Consider the following 24,231-nt stretch of genomic DNA (forward strand, 5'->3'; position numbering starts at 1 on the left):
CGTCGGCCGTCACTCGAAGTAGCAATGGATCGCGCCGAGCGGACCGTAATCGACGCTGAACGTGTCGCCGCTCTTCGCCGCGCACGGCCGCGTGAACGATCCGCCGAGAATGATCTCGCCCGCGTCGAGCGCCACGTCGAAGCGCGCGAGCCGGTTCGCGAGCCACGCGACGCCGTTCGCCGGATGGTTCAGCACGCCCGCCGCGACGCCCGTCTCCTCGACGACGCCGTTGCGCGACATGATCGCCGCAACCCAGCGCAGGTCGACGTCCATCGGCCGCACGGGACGCCCGCCGAGCACGACGCCCGCGTTCGCCGCGTTGTCGGCGATCGTGTCGAACACCTTGCGCGGACGCTTCGTGTCCGGATCGATCGACTGGCTGCGCGCGTCGATGATCTCGAGCGCGGGCACGACGTAGTCGACCGCGTCATAGACGTCGAACACCGTGCAGTTCGGCCCCTTCAGCGGCTTGCCGAGCACGAACGCAAGCTCGACCTCGACGCGCGGCACGATGAAGCGGCGCGTCGGAATCGTCGCGCCGTCCTCGAAGAACATGTCGTCGAAGAGCGCGCCGTAGTCGGGCTCATCGATCTGCGAAGACGACTGCATCGCCTTCGACGTCAAGCCGATCTTGTGCCCTTTCAGCACGCGCCCTTCGGCGAGCTTCATGCCGACCCACGTGCGCTGGATCGCGTACGCGTCGTCGATCGTGATGTCCGGATAGTCGAGCGAGATCTGGCGAATCTGCCTGCGCTCGCGCTCGGCGACGTGCAGCCGGCGGGCGAGCAACTCGATGGTGGCGGAATCTAGCATGGTCGTCGTTGTCGGGGTTGGAATCACGCGCTGCGCTTGTAGCGCGCGTGGATGTTGTTGTGCTTGTACGAGCCTGTCTCGCTGAACTCGGTCAGCTCCATCGACAGCGCAAGAGAGCGCCGCGCGTAGAGCGCCGCGAAATGCGCCTTGATCGCGTCGAACAGCGCGTCGCACGCGGCCTTCTTCGTCGCCTCGTCGCGCCCGGAGCCGATCTTGAACGTCACGTGGACGAACGCGTCGTCGGCGGTGCCGTCGGCGACGCAGTAATCCTGCAGCTCGATCGCGCGCGAGCGGATGCCGCCTGTCGGGAACACGCCGCCCTGCGCGATCAGCGTCTCGTTGACCGTCTTGAGCAGCACGGGAATCCGCGCGTCATCACGGATGTTCGCGGTGTATTCGACGATGATGTGAGGCATGTCGGCTCTCCGTATTCTTCAGGATTGCGTCGGCGTCCGAAGCGAATCGGCGCGCGACGCGCGCACGGCGCGCACGGCATTCATGGCGTTCACGCCAGCGGAAAGATCGCGTTGATCTGCCCGGTGCCCGAGCTCGCGAAGTAGTCGGTCACGATCTCGATCGGCTTGTCATAGCGATCCCAGCCGAGCAGGCCGAGCAGCATCGCGGTGTCGTGCATGCCGCCTTCGCCGTAGCAGTGCTCGTTGTACTCGGGCAGCATCTTGCAGAACGTCGCGAAATCGCCCTGCTTCCACAGCTCGACGACGCGCAGATCCACTTGCTTGAAGAACTCGCGGCTGATCATGTGGATCGCCGCCTCGGGGCTGCCGTTGTCGTTGAAGCGATGCGACAGCGAGCCGCTCGCGAAGAACGCGACGTTCGAATCGCTCGCTTCGATCGCGTGCTTGAGCGCCTCGCCGAAGCGCCGGCTCTCGTCGAGCGAGTGCCACATGCACCAGCCCGCGATCGACACGACCTTGAAGTGCTGATCGGCGTTCATGTAGCGCATCGGCACGAGCGTGCCGTACTCGAGCTCGAGACTGTCGATCTCGTGCGCGCGCGTGCCGATCCCGCGCTCGTTCGCGGTCGCGGCGATCAGATGGCCGAGCGCCGGATTGCCCGGATATTCATAACGCATGTCGCGAATGAAATGCGGCAGCTCGTTGCTCGTGTAGACGCCTCCGAAATGCCCGTTGCAGTTCACGTGATAGCCGGCGTTCACGAGCCAGTGCGTGTCGGCGACGACGATCGTGTCGACGCCGAGCGCGCGGCAGCGCTCGCCGATCACCTGATGACCGCGGATCGCCTCGGCACGGCAGCCGTGATGCCTGCCCGGCAACTCGGACAGATACATCGACGGCACGTGCGTGATCTTCGCGGCGAGTGACAGCTTTCCCATCGTGAGTCTCCTGCCGCGTCGCCGGCCAACGGCGCCGGCGCGCGGCGTATCGTTCGTTGTCCGCGGACGTCACACGCCCCAGCGGGGAATGTGATGGCTGCCCATCGAGATGCAGACGTTCTTGATCTCGGCGAACACCTCGAAGCTGTATTCGCCGCCCTCGCGGCCGGTGCCGGATTCCTTCACGCCGCCGAACGGCTGGCGCAGATCGCGCACGTTCTGGCTGTTGACGAACACCATCCCCGCCTCGATGCCGCGCGCGAGCCGATGCACGCGGCCGACGTCCTGCGTCCAGATGTACGACGCGAGGCCGTATGGCGTGTCGTTCGCGAGGCGCAGCCCGTCTTCCTCGCCGTCGAACGGAATCAGGCACGCGACCGGCCCGAAGATCTCTTCCTGCGCGATCCGCATCCGGTTGTCGACGTCGGCGAACACGGTCGGCCGCACGAAGTTGCCGTTCGCGAGATGCGCGGGCAGGTTCGCCGGCTTGTCCGGGCCGCCCGCGACGAGCCGCGCGCCTTCGTCGATGCCGAGCCGCACGTAGCCCGTCACCTTCTCCCAGTGCGCGCGCGTGATCATCGAGCCCACCTGCGTGTTCTCGTCGGCCGGATCGCCGACGATCAGGCTGTTCGCACGGCGCGCGAACTCGGCGACGAACCTGTCGTAGATCGTCCGCTGCACGAAGATCCGCGAGCCGGCCGTGCAGCGCTCGCCGTTGATCGAGAAGATCGTGAAGAGCGACGCATCGAGCGCGCGGTCGAAATCGGCGTCGTCGAAGATCAGCACGGGCGACTTGCCGCCCAGCTCCATCGAATATTTCTTGAGGCCGGCGCGCTCCATGATCCGCTTGCCCGTCACCGTGCCGCCCGTAAACGACACCGCGCGCACGTCCGGATGCCGGACGAGCGCATCGCCCGCGGTCGCGCCGTAGCCCTGCACGACGTTCAGCACGCCGGCCGGAATGCCGGCTTCGAGCGCGAGGCGGCCGAGCTGGTCGGCCGTCAACGGCGAGAGCTCCGACATCTTCAGCACCGCCGTGTTGCCGAGTGCGAGGCACGGCGCGGTCTTCCACGTCGCGGTCATGAACGGCACGTTCCATGGCGACACGAGCGCGCACACGCCGACCGGCTGATACAGCGTGTAGTTCAGCATCTGGTCGTCGACCGGATAGCTGCGGCCGTTCATCTGCGTGCACACTTCGGCGAAGAAGTGGAAGTTCTCCGACGCGCGCGGGATCAGCTGCTTCTTCGTCTGCGAGATAGGCAGGCCGGTGTCCTGCGTCTCCAGTTCGGCGAGTGCCGGCACGTTGCGCTCGATCAGTTCGCCGAGCTTGCGCATCAGCTTCGCGCGCGCCTTCGCCGGCGTGTTCGCCCACTTCGGGAATGCTTCCTTCGCGGCGCGCACGGCCGCGTCGATTTCTTCCGCGCCGCCCGACGCGACCTCGGCGATCGGCTCGCCCGTCGCCGGGTTGAACGTCGTGAACGTCTCTCGGCTTTCGACTTCCCGGCCGCCAATCCAGTGCTTGATGCTCATGCGTCTCTCCTTGTGCGACGGCCTCAGCCGACGCGATAGTAATCCGCTTCGCCGACGATCGTGTTGACGAGCCGGCCGACGCCCTCGATCTCGGTCACGACCTCGTCGCCCGGCTTCGTGTCGGCGAGCCCTTCGGGCGTGCCGGTCAGGATCAGGTCGCCGGGCGCGAGCGTCATGAAGCCGCTGATGTACTCGATCAGCGACGCGACGTCGAAGATCATGTCGCGCGTGTTGCCGCGCTGCGTTTGCACGCCGTTGACCGTCGTGCGCAGCGCGAGATTCATCGGATCGCCGATCTCGTCGCGGGTCACGAGCCACGGCCCGAGCGGCGTGCACGTGTCGCGGTTCTTCACGCGCAGGTTCGGTCGGTAATAATTTTCGAGATAATCGCGGATCGCGTAATCGTTGCCGATCGTGTAGCCGAGCACGTGGTCGAGCGCCTGCGCGCGCTTCACGTTGCGCGCCTCGCGGCCAATCACGACCGCGAGCTCGCACTCGTAGTGCATGTGCGTCGCATCGGCCGGCCGCACCGTCCGCGCTCGATGGCCAACGAACGTGTTCGGTCCCTTCAGGAAAATGAGCGGCTCGGTCGGCGCCTTGAACGCGAGCTCTTTCGCGTGATCGGCATAGTTGAGGCCGAGCGCGAACGTCGTGCGCGGCACGACGGGCGGCAGCCACGAGACGTCCGTCTCGGCGAGCACGCGCCCGGTATCGAGCCGCACGCGCCCCTCGCCCGCGGGCTCGGCCGCGTGCAGCGCGCCGTTGAATACTACGCGTGCGGTCTTCATCGTGCGTCCTCCGCCATCAACGTATGCCGCAACACGCCGAGGCCCGGCGCCTCGATCTCGATCGCGCTGCCCGCCGCCGCGCGCGGCGCGTTCGGGCCGACGCCGACGAGCAGCACGTCGCCCGCGTCGAACGACATGAACGCCGACACGTCGGCGATCAACTGCGCGACGGGGCGAATCAGATTCGCGGTGCTCGCCTCGTAGCGCCGCTCGCCGTTGACGCGCACGGTCACGGCGAGCGCGTCCGGATCGCCGATGCTTGCGCGCGCAACGATCGCCGGCCCGAGCGGGCAGAAGCCGTCGCGGCACTTCAAGCGTACCGCCGGCCGATAATAATCGGGATGCGGGACCGACACGTCGCTTGCAAGCGTAAAACCTATAACGAAGTCGAGCGCCCGTTCGACCGGCACGCGCGTCGTGCGCCGCGCGAACACGACGCCGACCGTCGCACCGATCTCGAGCGCATCGACGCCCGCCGGCACGACGACGGCCGCGCCGTCGCCCGCATGCGTGTTCGCGGGCTTCACGTACAGCACGGGCGCCTGCGGCGGCTTGTTGTACGGCGGCGCATGCACCGCGTCGCCGAGCGCCGCGAGCGCGCCGCGGTCGTTCAGCAACGCGCCGTAGACCGTGCCGATGCGCACCGTGTCGACGGTCGCGCCAGCGGCGACAAGAGACAGCTCCATACGATTCATCCTCCGCCGCGTCGCGCGGCCGGGTCAATTACTTAACATATTAACTACAGCCCGGGAAAAGAACAACCGCGATAACCCTGATAACCTCGATAAGGCGGTCCCCGACGATTTTCGCCCTGCTAAGATTGATGGATCAACCGTCCTTCCAGGAACCTCATGAATCGTACGTTCGATCATCGCAATCTGGCCATGCTGCTGCTCGAGGCCCGCGAAACGCTGATGGGCCGGTTCCGGCCGATCCTCAAGGAGTTTGCGCTGACGGAGCAGCAATGGCGGATCATTCGCGTGCTGGACGGCGAACCGTCTCATGAGCTCGAAGCCGGGCAGATCGCGCGGCGCTGCTGCATCCTGAGCCCGAGCCTCACGGGCGTGCTGGAGAGGATGGAGCGCGACGGCCTGATTCGCCGCACGCGCGCCCAGGAGGATCAGCGCAGGCTGATCGTCAGCCTGACGCCGCAGAGTCGTCAGCTCGTCACGCAGATCAGTCCGCGCATCGACGAGCAGTACCGGCTCATCGAGCAGCGCTTCGGCGCGGACGCGCTGGGCGAAGTGTACGCGGCGCTCGACAAGCTGATCGAAGTCGGCGGCTCGTGACGCGCGGCCGCCGCGCGCGCCGTCAGCGGACCGCTCGCGGCATCTGCGCGAGCACGTCGACGCCGCGCGACGTGCGCATGCACTCGTTCACGTAGTCGACGAACGGCAGCGGTTCAAAGTCGATCTCGTCGCGCACGCGCGCGTTGTCGAACACGTAGTCGAGTTCGGCGAACGCCGCGTAAGACTGCAACGCCCGCTCGATCACGCGCGCGCACGCGACGTCGCGGCGGCCGAGCACGTCGCGCGCGATCGACGGAAACTCGGCGGACGAGCAGAGCGCGTAGCGCGGCTCGTCGCCGAGGCCCACCGCCTCGTCCATCGCGCGGACGATCTGCGTGACGGTCGGCGCTTCGTCGCCCGCCGATACGTGATACGTGTCGTGCGCGAGCGACGGCTTCAGCGCGAGCAGCATCAGCGCGCGCGCGCAGTCGTCGACCGCGACCACGTCGATGCGCGTCATCGGCCGCGCGGTGAAGCGGCGCGCCGCGTGAACGATCCGGAACATCCAGAACGTGCTCGCCGACGGCTGCGTGCCGAGCAGCGTATGGCCGACGACGCACGACGGCCGCACGACGACGAGCGGCAGGCCGAGCGCGCGCAGTTGCGCTTCCGCGTCGCGCTTGCCGCGCGTATACGGCACGAAGTCGACCTCGCGGCCGCGCGTCGGCGCGTCGTCCTCGCAAACCGTGCTGCGCCCTTTCATCCCGCACGCGAACGCCGCGCCGACGTGCACGAAACGCTGCAGCCGCCGGCTGCCCGCGAAACGGCGCGCGAAGCGCAGCGTCGCGTCGACGTTCGTCTCGTTGACGACCGGAGCGTCGGCGAGCGACGCGACGCCCGCGCAATGAATCACGTGCGACGCCGACGCGAGGCGCGCCGCGTCGACGTCGGCGAACGCGCCGTCGAGCTCGCCCGCAATCACGTTCGCTTCGGTGAGCCGCTCCGCCCAGAACGGCGCGAGGCCGCTCCTGAGCGCGGCCGCGCGCAGCCGCGCGAGCGCGTGCGCGCGGTCGCACGCGCGCACGACGCACACGACGCGATCGAGCAGCCCGGCATTGACGAGCGATACGAGCACCGCGCCGCCGATGAAACCGGTCGCGCCGGTCAGCACGACCCGGTCGACGTGCGCGGCCGCGGCGGGCGCGCTCGCGGGCGACACGAGGCCCGCCCGCCAGGTCAGCGAGAGCGCGGTTTTCCAGATCAGCACGATGGCCACCTCCTCTTCAAAATCAAAAACGATAAGTCAACGACGACAGCCCGAAGTAGTTGGTCTTCTGCTGCACGATCGGGCTGTTCCCGTAGCGGCCGAGCAGATGCGTGACGCCCGCCCTCGTGTTCACCGACCAGTGCTTCGAGAACGCGTAGGTCCACGCGGCCGACATCGACGCGCTGTCGATGCCGCCCTTCGTCGAGTACGGCGCGAAGCGGGTCGCGGCCGCCTGCGCGTCGGTCACGCCATAGAACGTCTGCGTGTAGCTGCCGGACGCCGCGTGCACCGAGCCCGTCACGACGACTTCGTTGCGCCCGGCGCTGAACACCGGCACCGCGAGCTCGACGTGCCCGGACACGCCGCGCGACGTCTGCGTGACGGGCGTATCGACCGTCACGCTCAGCATGCTGCCGCCGTACAGCTTCACGCCCGCGCGCACCGCGACGAGCACCGAGCCCGGCACGCGCCCCATTCCCTTCAGGTAGTTTGAGCCCGGCAGGCCGTAGCGGTTCTCGTCCGCGCGGCCCGGATCGTAGGTCACGGCAGCCGCGACGAACGCGTCGCCGGGCAGCTTCAGCTTGTAGCCGACGCCGTCGAGCGGGCCGATGAAGAAGCCATTGTCGAAGTTCGCGGAAAACAACGGCGCGACCACGCCGTGATACTGGTCGCTGCCCGCATAGCGCGGCATGAAGCCGCCGCCGATCGAGAGCGTATAGACGTTTTCCGCATGCGCGGGCGCAACCGACATCAAGCCGGCGAACGGCACGCAATAGCGAAGAGAGCGGATGGACGGGCTCACGATGTCGGGGGAAGAGTCGGGAAGTCCGCAGTCTAGGTTCGTGCGCCGCGCGAATCTGTCCCGAAAGTTTCGGGAATATGTGCGGATTTGTGTTCGATTGTCGGCGATTGTTACAGCCGACCCCGACAAACGGCGCGCGCGGCTAGAATGCGCGTGCCCTGCCCGCGCCCACGCGCGCGTGCAGAACCATTCCGAGGAGACCATGAACGAAGTCCCGCTCAAATATCGGGTGCTGCTGATCGAAGACGACGACCGCCTCGCGCAGCTGATCCGCGAGTATCTCGACAGCTACGAATTCTCGGTGACGGTGATCCGGCGCGGCGATCTCGCCGTCGCGGCCGTGCGCGAGCACCAGCCCGCGCTCGTGATTCTGGACCTGATGCTGCCGCATCTCGACGGCATGGAAGTGTGCCGCCGAATCCGCGCGTTCTCGAACGTGCCGGTGCTGATCCTGACCGCGCGTTCGGACGTCTACGACCAGGTCGCCGGCCTGGAGACGGGCGCCGACGATTACGTGACGAAGCCGATCGAGCCGCGCGTGCTGGTCGCGCGCGCCCGCGCGCTGTTGCGCCGCACGCAGCCGGGCGCGCCCGTCGACACGCCGGCGAGCGAGGCGCTCGTGTTCGGCGAGCTGACGATCTCGCCGCCGAACCGCACGGTCACGTGGCGCGGCGAGCCCGTCGACCTGAAGACGGCCGAATTCAACCTGCTGCTGATCCTCGCGCGCGCGGCGGGCACCGTGCTGAGCCGCGACGACATCATGAAGCAGTTGCGCGGCATCGAGTTCGACGGTCTCGACCGCTCGGTCGACTCGGGCATCTCGAAGCTGAGGCGCCGGTTCGAGGACGCGTCGTCCGAGCCGCACAAGATCAAGACGATCTGGGGACGCGGCTATCTGTTCAGCCCTTCCGCTTGGGACGATTGAATGCTGCGCTCGCTCGTCAGGCTGTATCTCGTCGTGGTCATCTGCGCCGCGGCCGCGATCATCTTCATCAATACGTCGTTCGACCGGTTCTTCTACGCGCGCATCTCGAGCGCGACGCGCGAGACGCTCGCCACCTACGCGTTCGTGCTGAACGACTATCTCGAGCGCCATCCGGGTCCGGAGCGCAAGCACGCGTTGAGCGAGCTCGCGAAGCACGGCGACGAGGGCTTCGAATTCATCTCGATGGACGATGCCCGCAAGCTGCTGAGCGCCGAGCAGCAACGCGACCTCGATCACGGCGAGATCACGATCAGCTACGACGGCAAGGACTATTTCATGCCGCTCGTCGACGGCACCGTGCTGCACGCGCACCCGAACGAGCCGCCGAGCCTCGATATCCAGATCTACGCGTACCTGACCGTCGCGCTCGCGACGCTGCTCGCCGTCGCGCTGTGGATTCACTACCACTGGCGCGATCTGCGCAAGCTGGAGGCGGCCGCGCGCGCATTCGGCGGCGGCCGGCTGTCGACGCGCGCGCAGCTATCGCGCAAGTCGAACATCTACGGGCTCTCGCAACAGTTCAACGACATGGCGCAGCGGATCGAAGCGTCGATCCAGCGGCAGCGCGAGATGATGCACGGGATCTCGCATGAACTGAAGACGCCGCTCGCGCGACTCGAGTTCGGCCTCGCGCTGCTCGCGTCGCCGGACGCGACCGGGCGCATGCATGAACGGCAGGAGGCGCTGCGCCGCGACGTGCGCGAGCTCGACGAGCTCGTCACCGAATTGCTGACGATCGGCCGGCTCGAGCAAGGCGAAGGACACCTCGTGCTGATGCCGGTGACGGTCGCGGAGCTGGTCGACAGTGTCGCGGGCAGCGTCGCGAACGACATCGCCGATCGCAGCCTCACGTTCGACGTATCGATGCACGGCGCGCCCGCGTGCCACGTGTGCGATGCGAAGCTCGTCGCGCGCGCGCTGCTGAATCTGATCCGCAACGGGATGCGCTACGCGGCGACGACGATCTCGCTGCAAGCGGCGCTCGGCGAAGCGGGCGCGCTCGTGCTGACGGTCGACGACGACGGCCCCGGCATTCCGGCCGCCGATCGCGACCGCGTGTTCGAGCCGTTCCATCGGCTCGATTCGAGCCGCGACCGGCAGACAGGCGGCTTCGGGTTGGGGCTCACGATCGTGCGGCGCGTCGCGCTCGCGCACGGCGGCGACGTGCGGCTCGGCGATGCGCCGACCGGCGGCGCGCGCTTCGTGATCACGCTGCCGGCGCTCGAGATGCCGGCTCGCGAGCAGATGGCGCGGGAGCGGGTGACTTGACGCGAGTCGACCGTGGCGGAGGCGGCGATTCGCCATGAATCGCGCCGGCCGCTTCGCGAAAGCGGCTAGCGATGCGTCGGGTCGACGCGCGTCGCTTCCTCGAAACGCGCGGCATCCGCTTGGCGGCGCCGATTTGCCGTTCGCTTTGCCGTTCGCTTTGCCGTTCGCTTTGCCGTTCGCTTTGCCGTTCGCTTTGCCGTTCGCTTTGCCGTTCGCTTTGCCGTTCGCTTCGCCGTCCGTCTGGCTGCTCGCTTCGCCGTTCGTATTGCCACCCGATTCCCCACTCGGTCTGCCGTTGAATCCGCGATCACGCGACGCCGCGTCGAACCATTCATCGACCGCATCGCCGCCGAGCGACGACGGCGCCCCGCCGCTGCGCTCTCACTCCCCCGCCGCGACGCGCTGCGCGACCGCGTGTTCGCCGCCGACGCGATACCGCGCGGCCGGATGCGGCGCGGCGAGCCGCGGCCCCGCGCGATGCAGCTTCTCGCGCAGCGTACCCGGCGCGTAGTCGGTCTGATAGACGCCGCGCCGCTGCAGCTCCGGCACGACGAGCTCGACGACGTCGACGAACGTCTCCGGCGTCACCGCATACGCGAGATTGAAGCCGTCGACGCCGGTTTCGTCGGCCCACGACTGCAGATCGTCGGCAATCTCGCGCGGATCGCCGACCGACACCGGCCCGAGTCCGCCGATGCCGCCCCAGCGCGCGATTTCGCGCACGGTCCACTTGCGCGTCGGATCCGCGCTCGACAGCGCCTCGACCGCCGACTGAATCGCATTGCTCTCGACGTGCGCGAGCGGCGCGTCGAGGTCGTACTTCGACAGGTCGATCCCGGTCCAGCCGGACATCAGCGCGAGCGCGCCCTCGTCGCTCGCGTAGCGGCGATAGTCGGCGTGCTTCGCGTGCGCGTCGGCCGACGTGCGGCCCGTGATCACCGTGTGCAGGTTGAAGATCAGCACGTCGTGCGGATCGCGGCCGAACTGCTTCACGCGCTCGCGGATGTCGGCGACGAACGCCTTCAGGATCGTCCGCGACGGCGCGGCGACGAAGATGCACTCCGCGTGCTGCGCGGCGAAGTCCTTGCCGCGCTTCGACGCGCCCGCCTGATAGAGCACCGGCGTGCGCTGCGGCGACGGCTCGCACAAATGGATGCCGGGCACGTCGTAATAGCGGCCGTGATGGCCGATCGGATGGACCTTCGACGGCTCGGCGAACACGTGGCGCGCGGCGTCGCGCACGACCGCGCCGTCCTCCCACGAGCCCTCCCACAGCTTGTAGCAGACGTCGAGATACTCGTCGGCGATCGCGTAGCGCTCGTCGTGGCTCGTCTGCTGCGACAGTCCGAGGTTGCGCGCGGCGCTGTCGAGATACGACGTGACGACGTTCCAGCCGACGCGCCCGCCCGTCAGATGATCGAGCGTCGACATGCGCCGCGCGAACGGATACGGATGCTCGTACGACAGCGAGCACGTGATGCCGAAGCCGAGGTGCCGCGTCGCGGCCGCCATCGCGGACACGAGCAGGATCGGATCGTTGACGGGCACTTGCGCGCCCTGCCGGATCGCCGCTTCGCCGCTGCCCTGATAGACGTCGTAGATGCCGAGCACGTCGGCGATGAACAGGCCGTCGAACTTGCCGCGCTCGAGCAGTTGCGCGAGCTCGGTCCAGTAGCTCAGCTGGCGATAGCGCCACGACTCGTCGCGCGGATGCGCCCAAAGCCCCGGCGACTGGTGGCCGACGCAATTCATGTCGAAGGCGTTGAAACGGATCTGACGGGTCATGGTGGAGCGGTCTCTCGATTCGGTCGGTGCGGGTCGGTGCTCGATGCCGGTCGGTGCTCGATGCGGGTCGGTGCTCGATGCCGGTCGGTGCTGCTCTGTGCTGGTCGATGCGCGGTCGCGCGTCACAGCGCGCCGTGGCGCGGCGGCAGCGCGTCGTTCAGATAGTGGTCGGCGATCGCGACGTATTTCCAGCGCACCGGATCGTGCAGCGTGTGCGTGCGCGCGTTGCGCCAGTGGCGATCGAGCGCGTGCTCGGCGAGCGCGCCTTGCGTGCCCGCGAGTTCGAGCAGACGCGACGACGCCGCGAGCGCGATCTCGGTCGTCGCCGCCCGCGCCTTCGCGACCGCGATCGACGCGGCCGCGACCGTGCGCGCGTTCGCGCCGTCGATCGCCGCGTTGACGCGCGAGCCCGCGCGCTCGGTCAGCGCGCCGGCCGCGTCGAGATCCACCGCGAGCGTGCCGAAGAGCTCGAGCGTCAGCGGATCGTCGCTCGCGCGCTCGACGCCGTTGTCGATGCACGGCCGCGCGCGCTCGCGCACGAAGCGGCGCGCGTCGGCGAACGCGGCGCGCGCGATGCCCCAGAGGCCCGTCGCCGAATAGACGTCGAGCTCCGCGTATGGCAGGCGGCGTTCGCGCTCGCGCGCGGCGGCGTCGGGCGCGATCGTCGCCGCGAACGTGCGGGCCGCGCCGATCGCCTCGGCATCGTTCGAAATCCGCCGCGCCGCGCGCGCGACGGACGATTGCGTGACGGCGTTCATCGGCTCAGTTCCACGCGTGGCGCGCGGGCGCGACGCCGTTCAGATAGTAGTTGCCGACGAGGTGGTACTTCCAGCGCACGGGATCGTGCAGCGTATGCGTGCGCGCGTTGCGCCAGTGGCGATCGAGGCCGTGCTCGGCGAGCGTCGCCTGCGTGCCGGCGAGTTCGAACAGCTTCTCGCTCGCGAGCAGCGCGATCTCGGTCGTCAGCACCTTCGCCTCGCCGACCGCGACCGATGCGCGCGCGACGTCGTCCTCGGCGATCTCGCTTTGCGCGGCGATCGCGTCGAGCGTGCGCGCCGCGCGCTCGAGCAGCGCATCGGCCGCGTGCAGTTGAATGAAGAGACGCCCGATCTCGCGAATCGTCAGCGGATCGTCGACCGCGCGCTCGACGCCGCTGTCGATCCACGGTCGCGAGCGTTCGCGCACGAAGCGCAGCGTATCGTCGAGCGCCGCGTGCGCGATGCCCGCGTCGATCGCCGCCTGGATGATCTGCGACAGCGGACCGTTCAGCGTCGGCTGGTCCGATACGCGATGCGCGGGAAACACGTGCGACGCGGGCACGCGCACATTGTCGAGCTTGACCGTGCCGCTCGCGGTCGTCCGCTGGCCGAAGCCCGACCAGTCGTCGATCACGGAAAGCCCCGGCGTGCCCTTCGGAATGTATGCGAGCCAGCCCTTGCGGTCGTCGTCGATCCCGAGCACCGGCACGTAATGCGCGAACAGCGCGCCCGTCGAATAGAACTTCGTGCCGTCGACGCGATAGCCGTCGCCGTCGCGAATCACTTTCGTCTTCAGGTCGAGCACGTTTTTCGTGCCCTTTTCCGAGAAGCCGTTGCCGAAGCGCTTGCCCTTCAGGATCTCGCCGAAGAAGAAGCGCTTCTGCTCGTCGGTGCCCGTGAGCGCGATCACGTCGACGAGACCGAAATGGTTCTGCGGCAGTTGGCCGAGCGACGGGTCCGCGGCCGCGACGATCTTCACGACCTCGGTCAGCGTTACGTGCGACACGCCCGCGCCGCCGTATGCGTTCGGCACCGTGATCGCCCACAGGCCCGATTGCGAGAACCAGTCGATTTCGTCGTATGGCAACCGGCGTTCGCGATCGCGCTCGGCAGCGCCTTGTGCGAGCCGCGCGGCGAGCGTGCGCGCGATGTCGAGCGCCTCGGCGTCGCTCGCGATTGGATGCGCGTCTCGCGCGGACGCATCGCGCGCGGGTTGGACTGTCGTCTCATAGATCGCGGACATGCGTGTCTCCGTTGAGGAACAAGGGACCAATCTATCAACGGGGCTCGCCGCGACCAACCGATCGATTCGGGAATCGTTATTCCGGGCCGCAGAAAATGCGCATCGCGCGCGCCGCATTGGTGGCATGCGGACCGCATGCGGGCGGCAAATCGACGCACCCGCATGCAACGAGGTCGGATCATATATGACACGCGTGTGCATGCATCGCTCATGAAAACACCTGATTGCGCAGAAGAGTCCGCGCGCGCACGCTACGCTCATATCAGTTTCGCGCGCATCGTCCAGTGCCGGACGATGTGACCCGCGTCAATCTTTTCGCAACGCTTCTTGCGTTCCGCGTCAATCCACCTAGACTGGGAAAGCTCACCGGCTAACCTTCGAAAGGAGACGAAGCATGCGCCTCACCATTCGAATCAATGGCAGCGATTCTTCTGCGCAGCAATTCGCGGTCCTGTGGCTCGACACCGACGAGCACCTGTGGTCACGCGAAGCGCATCAGGGCATCGATCTGCCGACGTGGGGCAAAGTGAAGGATGTCGAAGGCGCGATTGCGCTGTGCTCGGCCGACAGCGGCGAAGCGCTGTGCCGGCTGCAAGGATTGTCGTTCTCGAACGTACAGCCGTCGTCCGAAGACGAAGAGCATGGCACCGCTGACCTCGGCGGCAAGCGCCCACAAGGCGCGTGGCGCTTGCAGGCGGTCGACTCGGAGTCGTTCCAGCCCGAGCATCAGGGCTTCACCGTCGTGCGCTGAACGCGGCGCGCGCGTCCGGCAACGCATCGCCGAGTACCGCGCGGGACGATCGGCCACGCGATCGATTTTCGAATCGGACACGTCGATCGGAAGTCGCCCCTCCAAACCACCACGACACATCACACGTCGAGAGCGGCGTTCGCAGACCAGGCGAACGCCGCTTTGCATTGGTGGCGTGCGTTTTCAAGGCTTGCGCTTGAGGCTTGCGCTTGAGGCTTGCGCTTGAGGCTTGTGCTTGAGGCTTGTGCTTGAGGCTTGTGCTTGAGGCTTGCGCTTGAGGCTTGCGCTTGAGGCTTGCGCTTGAGGCTTGCGCTTGAGGCTTGCGCTTGAGGCTTGCGCTTGAGGCTTGCGCTTGAGGCTTGCGCGCGCCCATGCGCGGCCGTTCGCAACGCGTGATTCATCGAGCCCTCCTGAAGCGAGCGCTTGATTTTCTCGCAGTCCGCATCGCATCATTCGATGCGCATGTCGCGCGTACATACATGCACGTGCGCATGCAATTCGCGACCGCGCGACACGATCCGATGCAATCCGACGCGTCACGCCCGTCATACCGCTTCGCTTATTCGATCGGCTCGACGAGATGCGAGCGATCGTATGGCGCATCGTACGGCACGGGCCAGAATTCGACGATGCGCGCGATCTTCCGATGCACCACCGTGAAGAATGAAATCGCCCGCGCTCGCTGAACGCCGTCGGTCACTGACACATCGGACACGGCTTCGTGCTGGTCGCCGATCAAGCGGCCGACGGTGAACATCCACGGTCCATGCGCCGGGTACTCGCTATTCAGCAGCGCGAAGTTTCGGGCGCCGCGAACGCGTTCGTTCGATTGCGGCCATTCGAGCACGAAGTCGTCCGCGAGCACGGCCGCGACCGCGTGAAAATCGTTCGTGCTCATCAAGCGCCAGAACTCGCGCACCACGTCGACAGCCATTTCGATGTCCATATTCATGTTCGTATCGTCGCATCGCTCGCGCGCAGATGCGTGCATGACCATGCGAATCGAATGAGACGCACGTCCCTCGCCACGTGACATGCCCCCGAATCGAGACCGGCGTCTCGTGTCCGATCGAATGCGCGAACCTCACGTCATTCCTGCATGCCGATTCCGTTGCGCCGCCTCAACTGCACGACGTCGCGCAACGGCGGCGCGCCGAACAGCCGGCTGTACTCGCGGCTGAATTGCGACGGGCTGTCGTACCCGACCCTGAGCGCGACCGAGCCGACGTCGGCGTGCTGACCGATCAGCAGCCGGCGCGCCTCGTGCAGCCGAAGCTGCTTCTGATACTGGAGCGGACTCAGCGTCGTCACGTGCTTGAAGTGATGATGCAGCGACGACACGCTCATGTTGACCTGCTGCGCGAGCGTCTCGACCCTGAGCGGCTCCGCGTAATGATTCCTGATCCACTCGATCGCGCGCGCGATCCGGTACGTCTGGCTGCCCGCGACCGCGATGTGCCGCAGCCGCGCGCCCTGCCCGCTCGTCAGCAGCCGGTACAGCAGCTCCTTTTCGATCAACGGCGCGAGGATCGCAATGTCGTCTGGAGTATCGAGCAATCGCACGAGCCGCAGCGCCGCGTCGAAGAGCGGCTCGGACAGCGCGCCGACGACGATTCCCTCGCCCGTCGGCACCGCGTCCGGCGGCGGCATCCGCATCTCGGCCGCGAGCTCGGCGATCCGCGGCAGATCGAGCGCGATCTTCACGCACAGATACGGCGCACCGGCCGACGCGCGCGTGACCTGCGACAGCATCGGCAAATCGACCGACGTGACGAGGCAGTGCTGATGATCGTATTCGTACGCCTGGCCCGCGACCGTCACCCGCTTCGCACCCTGCGCGGCGAACACGAACGCGGCGCGCGTGACGCTGCAGCCGAGGTTGGCGGGCGACGAGCAGCGGAAGAACGACAGCGCGGGAATCGCGCTCGGATACGCACCGTCGACGGGCGCGAAGCGCTCGATCAGCGCGGCGAGCTCGCGGCGTGCGGCTTCGCGCAGCGCGAGCGGCGGCTGCGCATCGGATCGGGGGGACGCCGCGTGCGCGGCGGGGTCGAACGTGTTGTAGCGCTGTTCCATCGTCAATGAAAAAGCGTCGGTCGTCGTGATCGTAGCAGGCACGCGCGCGGACGATGCAACCGCCGCACGCGGCCCTCGGGGATTTGCAGGATTGTTCATTATTTTTGCAGGATTGTGTAAACGCGGCGGCGGTCCGTCCCTCACACTGCCGGGTATCACCCGGCGCCAAGTCCGGGATTTCCCCACGGAGATTGTCCATGTCTACCTCGTTTGTGCTGAACGGCAAGAATCTGACGCTGGACGCCGATCCCGCAATGCCGCTGCTCTGGGCGATCCGCGAAGACGCGGGCCTGCACGGCACGAAGTTCGGCTGCGGCGCCGCGCAATGCGGCGCGTGCACCGTGCATCTCGAAGGCCAGGCGGTGCGCTCGTGCGTGCTGCCGCTCGCGGCCGTCGCCGGCAAGCGCGTGACGACGATCGAAGGGCTGGCGAGCAAGCCCGCGAAGGCCGTCCAGGCCGCGTGGGTCAAGCTGCAGGTGCCGCAGTGCGGCTACTGCCAGTCCGGCCAGATCATGTCAGCGACCGCGCTCCTCGAGCAGAACGCGGCGCCGACCGACGCCGACATCGACGCCGCGATGAACGGCAACATCTGCCGTTGCGCAACCTACACCCGCATCCGCGCCGCGATCCACGAAGCGGCCGCCACCTTGAAGGCCTGAGCGATGACCCCTGACCTCGATCTCCCGGACGCGATGCACGCGTCCCGCCGCTCGTTCCTGAAGGCCGCCGGCGCCGCCGCGGCGGTCGGCCTCACGATCGGCTTCGAATGGCTCGACGCGAGCCGCCCGGCGCTCGCCGCCACCGCGCCCGCTGCCGGCGCGGACGCCGCCGCGACCGGCGCGTTCGCGCCGAATGCGTTCCTGCGCGTCGCGCCCGACAACAGCGTGACCGTGATCGCGAAGCACGTCGAGATGGGCCAGGGCGCGTACACGGGCATCGCGACGATCGTCGCCGAAGAGCTCGACGCGAACTGGCGCGACGTGCGCGTCGAGAGCGCGCCCGCCGACGCGACGCGCTACGCGAACCTGCAGTTCGGCAAGCTGCAAGGCACGGGCGGCAGCTCGGCGATGGCGAATTCGTGGATGCAGCTGCGCGAAGCGGGAGCGAAGGCGCGCGCGATGCTCGTGTCGGCGGCCGCCGCGCAATGGAACGTGCCCGCCGCCGAGCTGACGACCCGCGACGGCTACGTGCGCCACGCGGGCAGCGGCCGCGAGGCGGCCTACGGCTCGCTCGCGACGGCCGCGGCCGCGCTGCCCGTGCCCGACAAGGTCACGCTGAAGTCGCCGCGTGAGTTCCGCCTGATCGGCCAGCCGGTGCCGCGCGTCGACGCGCTCGCGAAATCCGACGGCACCGCGCAGTTCACGATCGACGTGACGATGCCCGGCATGCTCGTCGCGCTGCTGCAGCGGCCGCCCCTTTTCGGCGCGACCGTGAAGTCGTTCGACGCGACGGCGGCGAAGGCCGTGCCGGGCGTCGTGTCGGTCGTCCAGGTGGAGCGCGGCGTCGCGGTCGTCGCGCAGGGCTTCTGGGCCGCGAAGCAGGGCCGTGAGGCCTTGAAGGTCGAATGGGACGAATCGAACGCGGAAAAGCGCAGCTCCGATGCGATGATGCGCGAGTATCGGCAGCTCGCCGAGCGCCCCGGCACGCCCGCGCGCCGCGACGGCGATGCCGAGCGCGCGCTCGCCGCCGCGGCGAAGCGGATCTCCGCGTCTTACGAATTCCCCTATCTCGCGCACGCGCCGATGGAGCCGCTCGACGCGGTCGTCAAGCTGACGGCCGACAACTGCGAAATCTGGGCGGGCGACCAGTTCCAGACGATCGACCAGGGCAACGCGGCGCGCGTCGCAGGCCTCGATCCGTCGAAGGTGAAGATCCACACGCTGTACGCGGGCGGCAGCTTCGGCCGGCGCGCAAACGCGTGGTCGGACTATGTCGTCGAGGCGGTGTCGATCGCTAAGGCGCTCGGCGCGAACGGCACGCCCGTCAAGCTGCAATGGACCCGCGAGGACGACATCCACGGCGGCCTCTACCGGCCGATGTACTTCCACAAGCTCGACGCGGCGCTCACGAAGGACGGCAAGCTCGTCGCGTGGCGACACCGGATCGTCGGCCAGTCGATCCTCGCCGGCACGCCGTTCGAGCCGGTGATGGTGAAGAACGGAATCGACCAGACGTCGGTCGAGGGCGCGGCGAACCTGCCGTACGCGGTGCCGAACGTGTCGGTCGAGCTGACGACGACGAAGGCCGGCGTGCCGGTGCTGTGGTGGCGCGTCGTCGGCAGCTCGCACACCGCGTACGCGGTCGAGGCGTTCATCGACGAGGCCGCGCACGCGGCGGGCAAGGACCCGTACCTGTTCCGCCGCGACCTGCTCGCGCACGAGCCGCGCATGAAGGCCGTGCTCGAGCTCGCCGCCGCAAAGGCCGGCTGGGAGCCGCACAAGCCGCTGCCGAAGGGCCGCGGGCGCGGGATCGCGGTCGCCGAGGCGTTCAAGAGCTATGTCGCACAGGTCGCCGAGGTGTCGGTCGACGAGCATGGCGGCGTGAAGGTCGAGCGCGTCGTCTGCGCAGTCGATTGCGGGACCGCGATCAATCCGGACATCGTCGCCGCGCAGATGGAAGGCGGCATCGGCTTCGGACTCGGCGCGGTGCTGCACAGCGCGATCACGCTGAAGGACGGCAAGGTCGAGCAGAACAACTTCGACGGCTACCGGGTGCTGCGGATCGCGGAAATGCCGAAGGTCGAGGTGCACATCGTGCCGTCGGGCGAGGCCCCGACGGGCGTCGGCGAGCCGGGCGTCGCGCCGATCGGCCCGGCTGTCGCGAACGCGATCTTCGCCGCGACCGGCAAGCGGCACCATACGCTGCCGTTTCCCGCTGCCGGGGAAGCCACCGCGTAACGCGTGACGGGCATGGCAGACATGCTTGCGCCGTCCGTCGCGCGCGGCGCGCGGGTCGCTCGCTTTGGAACGGTTGTTCTTGAAGCGGTCATATTCGACGTGTGCTCTCGAAACGGTCGTGTCGAACCGGCAATTGAAGATGATCGCGTCGAATCGATTGTCTTGAACCCATCGCCGTGAGCCGGTCGTCTCGAACCGGCCGTCTCGAACCGGTCGCCGTGAGCCGGTCGTCCCGAAAGGGCTGTGAGCCGGTCGCCGCGCGCCGGCGCGCCGGCGCCACTCGTCAAATCGTCGAAAGGCCGTCGACCGTTATCGCAATCCGCAACGGCGGCTCGGCGCCCCCGCTGCTCGCGCGTGCAACCAGCCGCCCTCGTCCGACGCCACACCAAAGGACGCGCTTCTTGCGGATTCCGCCCCGACCGCGATGCGCCGCCCCGGCAGCCGAAGCCCGACCGGCCGCGCCCGCCCCAATCGTGCCCCGCGTGTTACGTCGCCGCTCGCACCGACGTAACACGAGCGCCCGTGCTACGTAACACACCTTCAAACAGTTTCAGATTGTTACATTTCAGGCATGATGACAAGCCAGCGACGCTCGCATGAAAATGCTGTCAATTCATGCACTTGAGCCATAAAAAAAGACCTTTCGAAGCGCTTGCCTGCTGCATCGCGCCAAGCTGGCCCGACAATTGCAATAAGCCCCTCGTGTCATTCGCCCCATCCATCTGCGAATCGCGAGGATCATCATGGATTGCAAGTATCTGTATATCGACAACATCAAGATCAACTTCGTCCGACGCATCATCGAGATCGACAGCGAACCGGTCAACCTGACCCCTCGCGAATTCGACGTCGTCGAATTCCTGCTCGACAACATGAACAAGGTCGTGTCGCGCCAGGCGATCCAGGAGACTGTGTGGGGCCGGGAGCTCGCCGTGTCGTCGCGCACGCTCGACACGCACGTGTCGCGCATCCGCTCGAAGCTCGGCCTCGACTACGACAAGAACATGCGGATCATTCCGATCTATTCGATCGGCTACCGGCTCGTGCTGTTCGGCGCGGCGACGATGCGCGTCGAGCCGCACGACGGGCAGCAAGCGGCGCGCGTCGGCGAACCGCACGTCGACGCCGATGCGGCCGCGCCGGTCGCGCGCCCGGCCGCCGCGCCGCACCGCGAGCTCGTCGCCGAATATCACTGAACGCCGCCCGCGCCGCCCCGCGCGGACGGCTTCCGCCATGCGCTCGGCGGCCTACTCGGCGCGCTGCCGCTCGAGCCACGCCTGGAACATCAGCACCGTCCACAGCGGATGCTGCCAGTTCATCCGGCCCGACTGGTGCTGCCGCCACAGCCGATCGACCCGCGCCGCGTCGAAATAGCCTTCGTCGCGCAGGCGCGCGGGGCACAGCAGCTCCGTCGCCCAGTCGCTCAGCTCGTTGCGCAGCCACGCACCGACGGGCGCGCAAAAGCCCTGCTTCGGCCGGTCGATCAGCGGCCGCGGCACATAGCGATAGAGCAGCTTGCGCAGCAGCCACTTGTCCTGTGCATCCGGGATGCGCAGCCCCTCAGGCAGCCGCCACGCGAACTCGACGACGCGATGATCGAGAAACGGCATCCGCGTCTCGAGACTCACCGCCATCGCCGCGCGGTCGACCTTCGTCAGGATGTCGGTCGGCAGGTACGTGAGCGTATCGACGGCCATCGCCTGTTCGGCGAACGACAGGCCGGCGGGCCACGCGCCAGGCGAGTCGATCAGCGTCTTCGGCTCGTGGCCCGCGAGCGTGAAGCGCTCCGGATGATGGACCGACGACATCAGCAGCCGGTACAGCGACGTGCGGCTGTCCGCCGTCATCACGTTGGCGAGCTTGTGCAGCCGGTCGCCGACACGCGGCGACGCGTCGCGCTGCGCGGACGAGCTCCATACGCCTTGCACGAGCGCGGCGATCTGATCCGCGTGGTCGGGCCGCAGCGCGTGCAGGGCGGCCGCGATCCGCATCCGCACCGACGCCGGCACGCGACGCAGCCGGCCCCACAGACGCGGCGTGAGGAAATAGCGCGTGTAGCCGCCGAACAGTTCGTCGCCGCCGTCGCCCGACAGGCTCACTTTCACGTGACGACGCGTCAGCTCGGACACGAGCAGCGTCGGAATCTGCGACGAATCGGCGAACGGCTCGTCGTAGACGGAAGGCATGCGCGGGACGGTCGCGAGCACATCGGACGGCTTCACGTAGAGCTCGGTGTGCGACGTGCCGAGATGCCGCGCGACCGCCTTCGCATAGCCCGCCTCGTCGTAGCCTGCCTCGTGGAAACCGATCGTGAACGTTTGCACCGGCTGCGCGGTCTGCGTCTGCATCAGCGCGACGATCACCGACGAATCGACGCCGCCCGACAGGAACGCGCCGAGCGGTACGTCGGCGACCGATTGCTCCGCGATCGCATCGCGCAACACGTGATCGAGCTGCGCGACGGCGGCGTTCGCGTCGCCGTCGAAGGGATTCGCGCGGCCCGCGGCGATCACGCGCTCGAGCGACCAGTAGCGGCGCGGCGCGGGTTCGATCTCGATGTTCTCGAGCTGCGCATACGTGCCGGGCGGCAGCTTGCGAATCCCTTCGTAGATCGTGTACGGCGCGGGCACGCTCGCGTGTCGCAGATACAGGCACAGCGCGTCGCGATCGATCGCGCGCGATCCGAAGCCGGGAAAGCACCGCAGCGCCTTCAGCTCCGAACCGAACACGAACGAGCCGCCGACGCGTCCGTAATAGAGCGGCTTCTCGCCGATGCGATCGCGTGCGAGCGTGAGCACGCGCGACTCGCGATTCCAGAGCGCGAGCGCAAACATGCCGACCGCTTTTTGCAGCGCACGATCGATGCCCCACGCGGAGAACGCGGCGAGCAGCACTTCGCTGTCCGAATGACCGCGCCACTCGGGCGCGCGCCGCTCGCGTTCGAGCTCGCGGCGCAACTCGCGGAAATTGTAGATCTCGCCGTTGAACGTCATCGCGTAGCGGCCGCACGCCGACAGCATCGGCTGATGCCCATGCTCCGACAGATCGACGATCGACAGGCGCCGATGCCCGAGCGCGACGCCCGCGTCGGGATCGACCCACAATCCGGTATCGTCCGGGCCGCGATGCGCGAGACTGTCCGTCATTCGCGCGAGGGTCGCGCGGGCTGCCTCCGGTGCGCATGCAACAGGGCCCACGAAGCCGCTGATTCCGCACATGACGAATATCTCGATTGAATAGTGAAAAGGATATGGCTTGACGGACGCCCTGCACCCGTCGGTTGGGCGCATATTACGAAGAAAATATTCATCAATTAATCCGGCTTGCAGCGGTCATTTTTTTCTAGTGAAAAATTAATTCGCCTGTAAGCAGTTTTGTACACGATGTGCGAATTTGTTGCGTCGCGCCATCCGGCGCGCGTCCGATGCGCGTTTCGTCATCCGCGCGAACGTCGCGCTGCGAGATAGGCAAGCTGTGCGCGATTGCGTGCGTTGAAGCGTTTTTCGAGCGTGCGGATCTGCGCGCCGACGCGATGCAGCGACGTGCTGAGCGCGTTCGCGATTTCCTGATCGGACAGGCCATGCACGAGCCGCTCGAGCACCGCTGCTTCGTCGTCCTCGAGCACGAACGCGCGTGCTCCGCCGACGCGCGCATCGAGGTACGGCTGCGCGGCGCGATGCACGTCGAGGCTGAGCGCGAGCGCGCAGCCGATCACGCGATCGTCGAGCCATGCGTCGTGCGCCTCCGACGCGAGGCTCACGGCGACGCGCAGATCGAGATGCGGCACCGGCCAGCAGAAGATCACGCCGCTGTGCATTGCATGCGCGCGCAACGAATTCACGAGCGCGAGCATGCGCCGCTCGCCGGCGCGGCGCACATGCGCATCGAGCTCGTCGATCCGCCACGCGATCGGCGACACGCCCTGCCGCCATTCGGCGAAACGCGGATCGGCCTCGAACAATCGGCCTTCGACGTACGCACGCACGAACGATACGGGCGCGAAATCGCGCAACAGATACGCGGCGAGCATCTGCTGACCGATCAGCTCGAATGCGCCGTAGCAGAGCGTCGTGAAGCCGGCTGCGCGCAGGCGCGCGTCGCAGTCCGCGACGTCGAACGCCGCGCGACGCGGCCAATCGTGCGACACGGCGAACGACGTGACGGAAGGATGTGCATCGCGCGGCGCAAATTCGCCGCGCGGCGTGACGAGCTCGGCATGCGAGAACCACTCGATGCGCGGCGCGCTGTCGACAATTGTCATGGGGGAAGCCGGCTTCTTGTGTGCGTGATGCTGTTGCGCAGGAACCCCGACAAGCAAATGGTCTTTGGTCCGCGCTTTCGTATCGCTGCCGAGCGCGGTTAGTATTACAAGATATTACGCGCAAGCGCGCCGCTTTGTACAATGCCTTCGCCCGTGACAAGCGTGCGCCGCGTGTCGTCTCGATGTCGGTCGCAAACATGCGTGGCGACGACGTGCGCGTTTGCGACATGCGCATCGACGACCCGCATGTTGGACGCACCTGTGTCGCGAACGCGCACGTCGCGAACGCGCATGTCGCAAACGCGCATGTCGCAAACGCGCATGTCGCAAACGCGCATGTCGCAAACGCGCAGGCTGCGCACGCGCTCGCCACAAGCATGCGAGTTGCGATCGCACATCGCGTCCGGCCGCTCGGTCGGA

General features: G+C 67.5%; 25 protein-coding genes. 8 read left to right on the top strand and 17 right to left on the bottom strand.

Going from position 1 to position 24,231, the window contains the following annotated elements:
- Positions 1-9: 9 nt before the first annotated feature.
- From hpaH to WS62_RS08615, 6 genes are all read right to left on the bottom strand, one after another.
- A complete protein-coding gene (gene hpaH, locus WS62_RS08590; RefSeq protein WP_066570126.1) occupies positions 10-813 on the bottom strand; it encodes a 2-oxo-hept-4-ene-1,7-dioate hydratase in 804 nt (267 codons plus the stop codon).
- 23 nt (positions 814-836) lie between these two features.
- Positions 837-1,229: a 5-carboxymethyl-2-hydroxymuconate Delta-isomerase gene (locus WS62_RS08595; RefSeq protein WP_066570129.1), complete on the bottom strand. Its 393-nt coding sequence runs from the start codon at positions 1,227-1,229 to the stop codon at positions 837-839.
- 89 nt (positions 1,230-1,318) lie between these two features.
- Complete coding sequence (hpaD, locus tag WS62_RS08600) at positions 1,319-2,167, bottom strand: 3,4-dihydroxyphenylacetate 2,3-dioxygenase (protein ID WP_066570130.1); 849 nt, start codon at positions 2,165-2,167, stop codon at positions 1,319-1,321.
- A gap of 69 nt (positions 2,168-2,236) precedes the next feature.
- Positions 2,237-3,700, bottom strand: a complete 1,464-nt coding sequence (gene hpaE / locus WS62_RS08605; protein WP_066570133.1) for a 5-carboxymethyl-2-hydroxymuconate semialdehyde dehydrogenase — start codon at positions 3,698-3,700, stop codon at positions 2,237-2,239.
- 23 nt (positions 3,701-3,723) lie between these two features.
- Positions 3,724-4,488, bottom strand: a complete 765-nt coding sequence (locus WS62_RS08610; RefSeq protein ID WP_066570136.1) for a fumarylacetoacetate hydrolase family protein — start codon at positions 4,486-4,488, stop codon at positions 3,724-3,726.
- Entirely contained in the window at positions 4,485-5,174 is a 690-nt protein-coding gene (locus tag WS62_RS08615; protein WP_066570138.1) for a fumarylacetoacetate hydrolase family protein, read from the bottom strand. The genes WS62_RS08610 and WS62_RS08615 overlap by 4 nt, the downstream gene beginning before the upstream one ends.
- A gap of 165 nt (positions 5,175-5,339) precedes the next feature.
- Between WS62_RS08615 and hpaR the strand changes: the two genes are divergently transcribed.
- Positions 5,340-5,777 carry a homoprotocatechuate degradation operon regulator HpaR gene (hpaR, locus tag WS62_RS08620; RefSeq protein ID WP_066485018.1) on the top strand — a complete coding sequence of 146 codons (438 nt, stop codon included), beginning with the start codon at positions 5,340-5,342 and terminating at the stop codon, positions 5,775-5,777.
- A gap of 22 nt (positions 5,778-5,799) precedes the next feature.
- Here the strand turns inward: hpaR and WS62_RS08625 are convergent, their stop codons facing one another.
- Together WS62_RS08625 and WS62_RS08630 are read right to left on the bottom strand one after the other, a co-directional pair.
- On the bottom strand, positions 5,800-6,984 hold the full coding sequence (locus tag WS62_RS08625; RefSeq protein WP_066570232.1) for an SDR family oxidoreductase: 1,185 nt from the start codon (positions 6,982-6,984) through the stop codon (positions 5,800-5,802).
- A 22-nt stretch (positions 6,985-7,006) separates the two neighbouring features.
- The gene (locus WS62_RS08630; protein ID WP_066570140.1) at positions 7,007-7,753 is read right to left on the bottom strand and encodes a MipA/OmpV family protein; all 747 of its coding nucleotides are present in this window, start codon (positions 7,751-7,753) and stop codon (positions 7,007-7,009) included.
- 235 nt (positions 7,754-7,988) lie between these two features.
- On the opposite strand from WS62_RS08630, the gene bprR reads away from it, so the two are divergent.
- Both bprR and WS62_RS08640 read left to right on the top strand, forming a co-directional pair.
- Positions 7,989-8,711, top strand: a complete 723-nt coding sequence (gene bprR, locus WS62_RS08635; protein WP_066485021.1) for a two-component system response regulator BprR — start codon at positions 7,989-7,991, stop codon at positions 8,709-8,711.
- Positions 8,712-10,040 (top strand): ATP-binding protein, encoded by a 1,329-nt coding sequence (locus WS62_RS08640; protein ID WP_066570142.1) that lies wholly within the window; start codon positions 8,712-8,714, stop codon positions 10,038-10,040.
- Between the two features lie 381 nt (positions 10,041-10,421).
- Here WS62_RS08640 and WS62_RS08645 read toward each other — a convergent pair whose 3' ends face one another.
- From WS62_RS08645 to WS62_RS08655, 3 genes are all read right to left on the bottom strand, one after another.
- Positions 10,422-11,825, bottom strand: a complete 1,404-nt coding sequence (locus WS62_RS08645) for an LLM class flavin-dependent oxidoreductase (protein WP_066570144.1) — start codon at positions 11,823-11,825, stop codon at positions 10,422-10,424.
- A gap of 122 nt (positions 11,826-11,947) precedes the next feature.
- Positions 11,948-12,583, bottom strand: coding sequence for an acyl-CoA dehydrogenase family protein (locus WS62_RS08650; protein ID WP_082720806.1), 636 nt, complete (start codon positions 12,581-12,583; stop codon positions 11,948-11,950).
- 4 nt (positions 12,584-12,587) lie between these two features.
- A complete protein-coding gene (locus WS62_RS08655) occupies positions 12,588-13,826 on the bottom strand; it encodes an SfnB family sulfur acquisition oxidoreductase (RefSeq protein ID WP_066570147.1) in 1,239 nt (412 codons plus the stop codon).
- A 394-nt stretch (positions 13,827-14,220) separates the two neighbouring features.
- On the opposite strand from WS62_RS08655, the gene WS62_RS08660 reads away from it, so the two are divergent.
- Positions 14,221-14,577, top strand: a complete 357-nt coding sequence (locus tag WS62_RS08660; protein WP_066485034.1) for a DUF3564 family protein — start codon at positions 14,221-14,223, stop codon at positions 14,575-14,577.
- Between the two features lie 119 nt (positions 14,578-14,696).
- Here the strand turns inward: WS62_RS08660 and WS62_RS36110 are convergent, their stop codons facing one another.
- The 3 genes from WS62_RS36110 to WS62_RS08670 all read right to left on the bottom strand — a co-directional run bounded on the left by WS62_RS36110 (position 14,697) and on the right by WS62_RS08670 (position 16,653).
- Positions 14,697-14,978 carry a hypothetical protein gene (locus tag WS62_RS36110; protein WP_156440909.1) on the bottom strand — a complete coding sequence of 94 codons (282 nt, stop codon included), beginning with the start codon at positions 14,976-14,978 and terminating at the stop codon, positions 14,697-14,699.
- Between the two features lie 158 nt (positions 14,979-15,136).
- The gene (locus WS62_RS08665) at positions 15,137-15,568 is read right to left on the bottom strand and encodes a nuclear transport factor 2 family protein (RefSeq protein ID WP_066570233.1); all 432 of its coding nucleotides are present in this window, start codon (positions 15,566-15,568) and stop codon (positions 15,137-15,139) included.
- Between the two features lie 98 nt (positions 15,569-15,666).
- Entirely contained in the window at positions 15,667-16,653 is a 987-nt protein-coding gene (locus tag WS62_RS08670) for an AraC family transcriptional regulator (protein ID WP_066570152.1), read from the bottom strand.
- A 197-nt stretch (positions 16,654-16,850) separates the two neighbouring features.
- Between WS62_RS08670 and WS62_RS08675 the strand changes: the two genes are divergently transcribed.
- From WS62_RS08675 to WS62_RS08685, 4 genes are all read left to right on the top strand, one after another.
- Complete coding sequence (locus WS62_RS08675; RefSeq protein ID WP_010108435.1) at positions 16,851-17,312, top strand: (2Fe-2S)-binding protein; 462 nt, start codon at positions 16,851-16,853, stop codon at positions 17,310-17,312.
- 3 nt (positions 17,313-17,315) lie between these two features.
- Complete coding sequence (locus tag WS62_RS08680) at positions 17,316-19,550, top strand: xanthine dehydrogenase family protein molybdopterin-binding subunit (protein ID WP_066570153.1); 2,235 nt, start codon at positions 17,316-17,318, stop codon at positions 19,548-19,550.
- A 12-nt stretch (positions 19,551-19,562) separates the two neighbouring features.
- A complete protein-coding gene (locus WS62_RS36115; RefSeq protein WP_156440910.1) occupies positions 19,563-19,730 on the top strand; it encodes a hypothetical protein in 168 nt (55 codons plus the stop codon).
- A 563-nt stretch (positions 19,731-20,293) separates the two neighbouring features.
- On the top strand, positions 20,294-20,746 hold the full coding sequence (locus WS62_RS08685; RefSeq protein WP_066570154.1) for a winged helix-turn-helix domain-containing protein: 453 nt from the start codon (positions 20,294-20,296) through the stop codon (positions 20,744-20,746).
- Positions 20,747-20,797: 51 nt separating this feature from the next.
- Here the strand turns inward: WS62_RS08685 and asnB are convergent, their stop codons facing one another.
- The 3 genes from asnB to WS62_RS37330 form a co-directional block, all read right to left on the bottom strand.
- Complete coding sequence (gene asnB, locus WS62_RS08690; RefSeq protein WP_066570155.1) at positions 20,798-22,768, bottom strand: asparagine synthase (glutamine-hydrolyzing); 1,971 nt, start codon at positions 22,766-22,768, stop codon at positions 20,798-20,800.
- Between the two features lie 218 nt (positions 22,769-22,986).
- On the bottom strand, positions 22,987-23,811 hold the full coding sequence (locus WS62_RS08695; RefSeq protein WP_066570157.1) for an autoinducer binding domain-containing protein: 825 nt from the start codon (positions 23,809-23,811) through the stop codon (positions 22,987-22,989).
- 104 nt (positions 23,812-23,915) lie between these two features.
- Entirely contained in the window at positions 23,916-24,173 is a 258-nt protein-coding gene (locus WS62_RS37330) for a hypothetical protein (RefSeq protein ID WP_197422796.1), read from the bottom strand.
- Between the last annotated feature and the right edge of the window lie 58 nt (positions 24,174-24,231).

Origin of the sequence: Burkholderia sp. ABCPW 14, from assembly GCF_001523835.1 — a bacterium.
In the GTDB taxonomy this organism is placed as follows: domain Bacteria; phylum Pseudomonadota; class Gammaproteobacteria; order Burkholderiales; family Burkholderiaceae; genus Burkholderia; species Burkholderia mayonis.

Bases quoted from the DNA above. Each gene is read 5' to 3' on its own strand.
- WS62_RS08660 (WP_066485034.1), top strand. From the start codon at position 14,221: ATGCGCCTCACCATTCGAATCAATGGCAGCGATTCTTCTGCGCAGCAA.
- hpaD (WP_066570130.1), bottom strand. From the start codon at position 2,167: ATGGGAAAGCTGTCACTCGCCGCGAAGATCACGCACGTGCCGTCGATG.
- WS62_RS08645 (WP_066570144.1), bottom strand. From the start codon at position 11,825: ATGACCCGTCAGATCCGTTTCAACGCCTTCGACATGAATTGCGTCGGC.
- WS62_RS08610 (WP_066570136.1), bottom strand. From the start codon at position 4,488: ATGAAGACCGCACGCGTAGTATTCAACGGCGCGCTGCACGCGGCCGAG.
- WS62_RS08615 (WP_066570138.1), bottom strand. From the start codon at position 5,174: ATGGAGCTGTCTCTTGTCGCCGCTGGCGCGACCGTCGACACGGTGCGC.
- WS62_RS08650 (WP_082720806.1), bottom strand. From the start codon at position 12,583: ATGAACGCCGTCACGCAATCGTCCGTCGCGCGCGCGGCGCGGCGGATT.
- WS62_RS08695 (WP_066570157.1), bottom strand. From the start codon at position 23,811: ATGACAATTGTCGACAGCGCGCCGCGCATCGAGTGGTTCTCGCATGCC.
- WS62_RS08670 (WP_066570152.1), bottom strand. From the start codon at position 16,653: ATGGAACAGCGCTACAACACGTTCGACCCCGCCGCGCACGCGGCGTCC.
- hpaE (WP_066570133.1), bottom strand. From the start codon at position 3,700: ATGAGCATCAAGCACTGGATTGGCGGCCGGGAAGTCGAAAGCCGAGAG.
- WS62_RS08665 (WP_066570233.1), bottom strand. From the start codon at position 15,568: ATGCACGCATCTGCGCGCGAGCGATGCGACGATACGAACATGAATATG.
- WS62_RS08675 (WP_010108435.1), top strand. From the start codon at position 16,851: ATGTCTACCTCGTTTGTGCTGAACGGCAAGAATCTGACGCTGGACGCC.
- bprR (WP_066485021.1), top strand. From the start codon at position 7,989: ATGAACGAAGTCCCGCTCAAATATCGGGTGCTGCTGATCGAAGACGAC.
- WS62_RS08685 (WP_066570154.1), top strand. From the start codon at position 20,294: ATGGATTGCAAGTATCTGTATATCGACAACATCAAGATCAACTTCGTC.
- asnB (WP_066570155.1), bottom strand. From the start codon at position 22,768: ATGTGCGGAATCAGCGGCTTCGTGGGCCCTGTTGCATGCGCACCGGAG.
- hpaH (WP_066570126.1), bottom strand. From the start codon at position 813: ATGCTAGATTCCGCCACCATCGAGTTGCTCGCCCGCCGGCTGCACGTC.
- WS62_RS08640 (WP_066570142.1), top strand. From the start codon at position 8,712: ATGCTGCGCTCGCTCGTCAGGCTGTATCTCGTCGTGGTCATCTGCGCC.
- WS62_RS08595 (WP_066570129.1), bottom strand. From the start codon at position 1,229: ATGCCTCACATCATCGTCGAATACACCGCGAACATCCGTGATGACGCG.
- WS62_RS36110 (WP_156440909.1), bottom strand. From the start codon at position 14,978: ATGAATCACGCGTTGCGAACGGCCGCGCATGGGCGCGCGCAAGCCTCA.
- WS62_RS08655 (WP_066570147.1), bottom strand. From the start codon at position 13,826: ATGTCCGCGATCTATGAGACGACAGTCCAACCCGCGCGCGATGCGTCC.
- WS62_RS36115 (WP_156440910.1), top strand. From the start codon at position 19,563: ATGGCAGACATGCTTGCGCCGTCCGTCGCGCGCGGCGCGCGGGTCGCT.
- WS62_RS08680 (WP_066570153.1), top strand. From the start codon at position 17,316: ATGACCCCTGACCTCGATCTCCCGGACGCGATGCACGCGTCCCGCCGC.
- hpaR (WP_066485018.1), top strand. From the start codon at position 5,340: ATGAATCGTACGTTCGATCATCGCAATCTGGCCATGCTGCTGCTCGAG.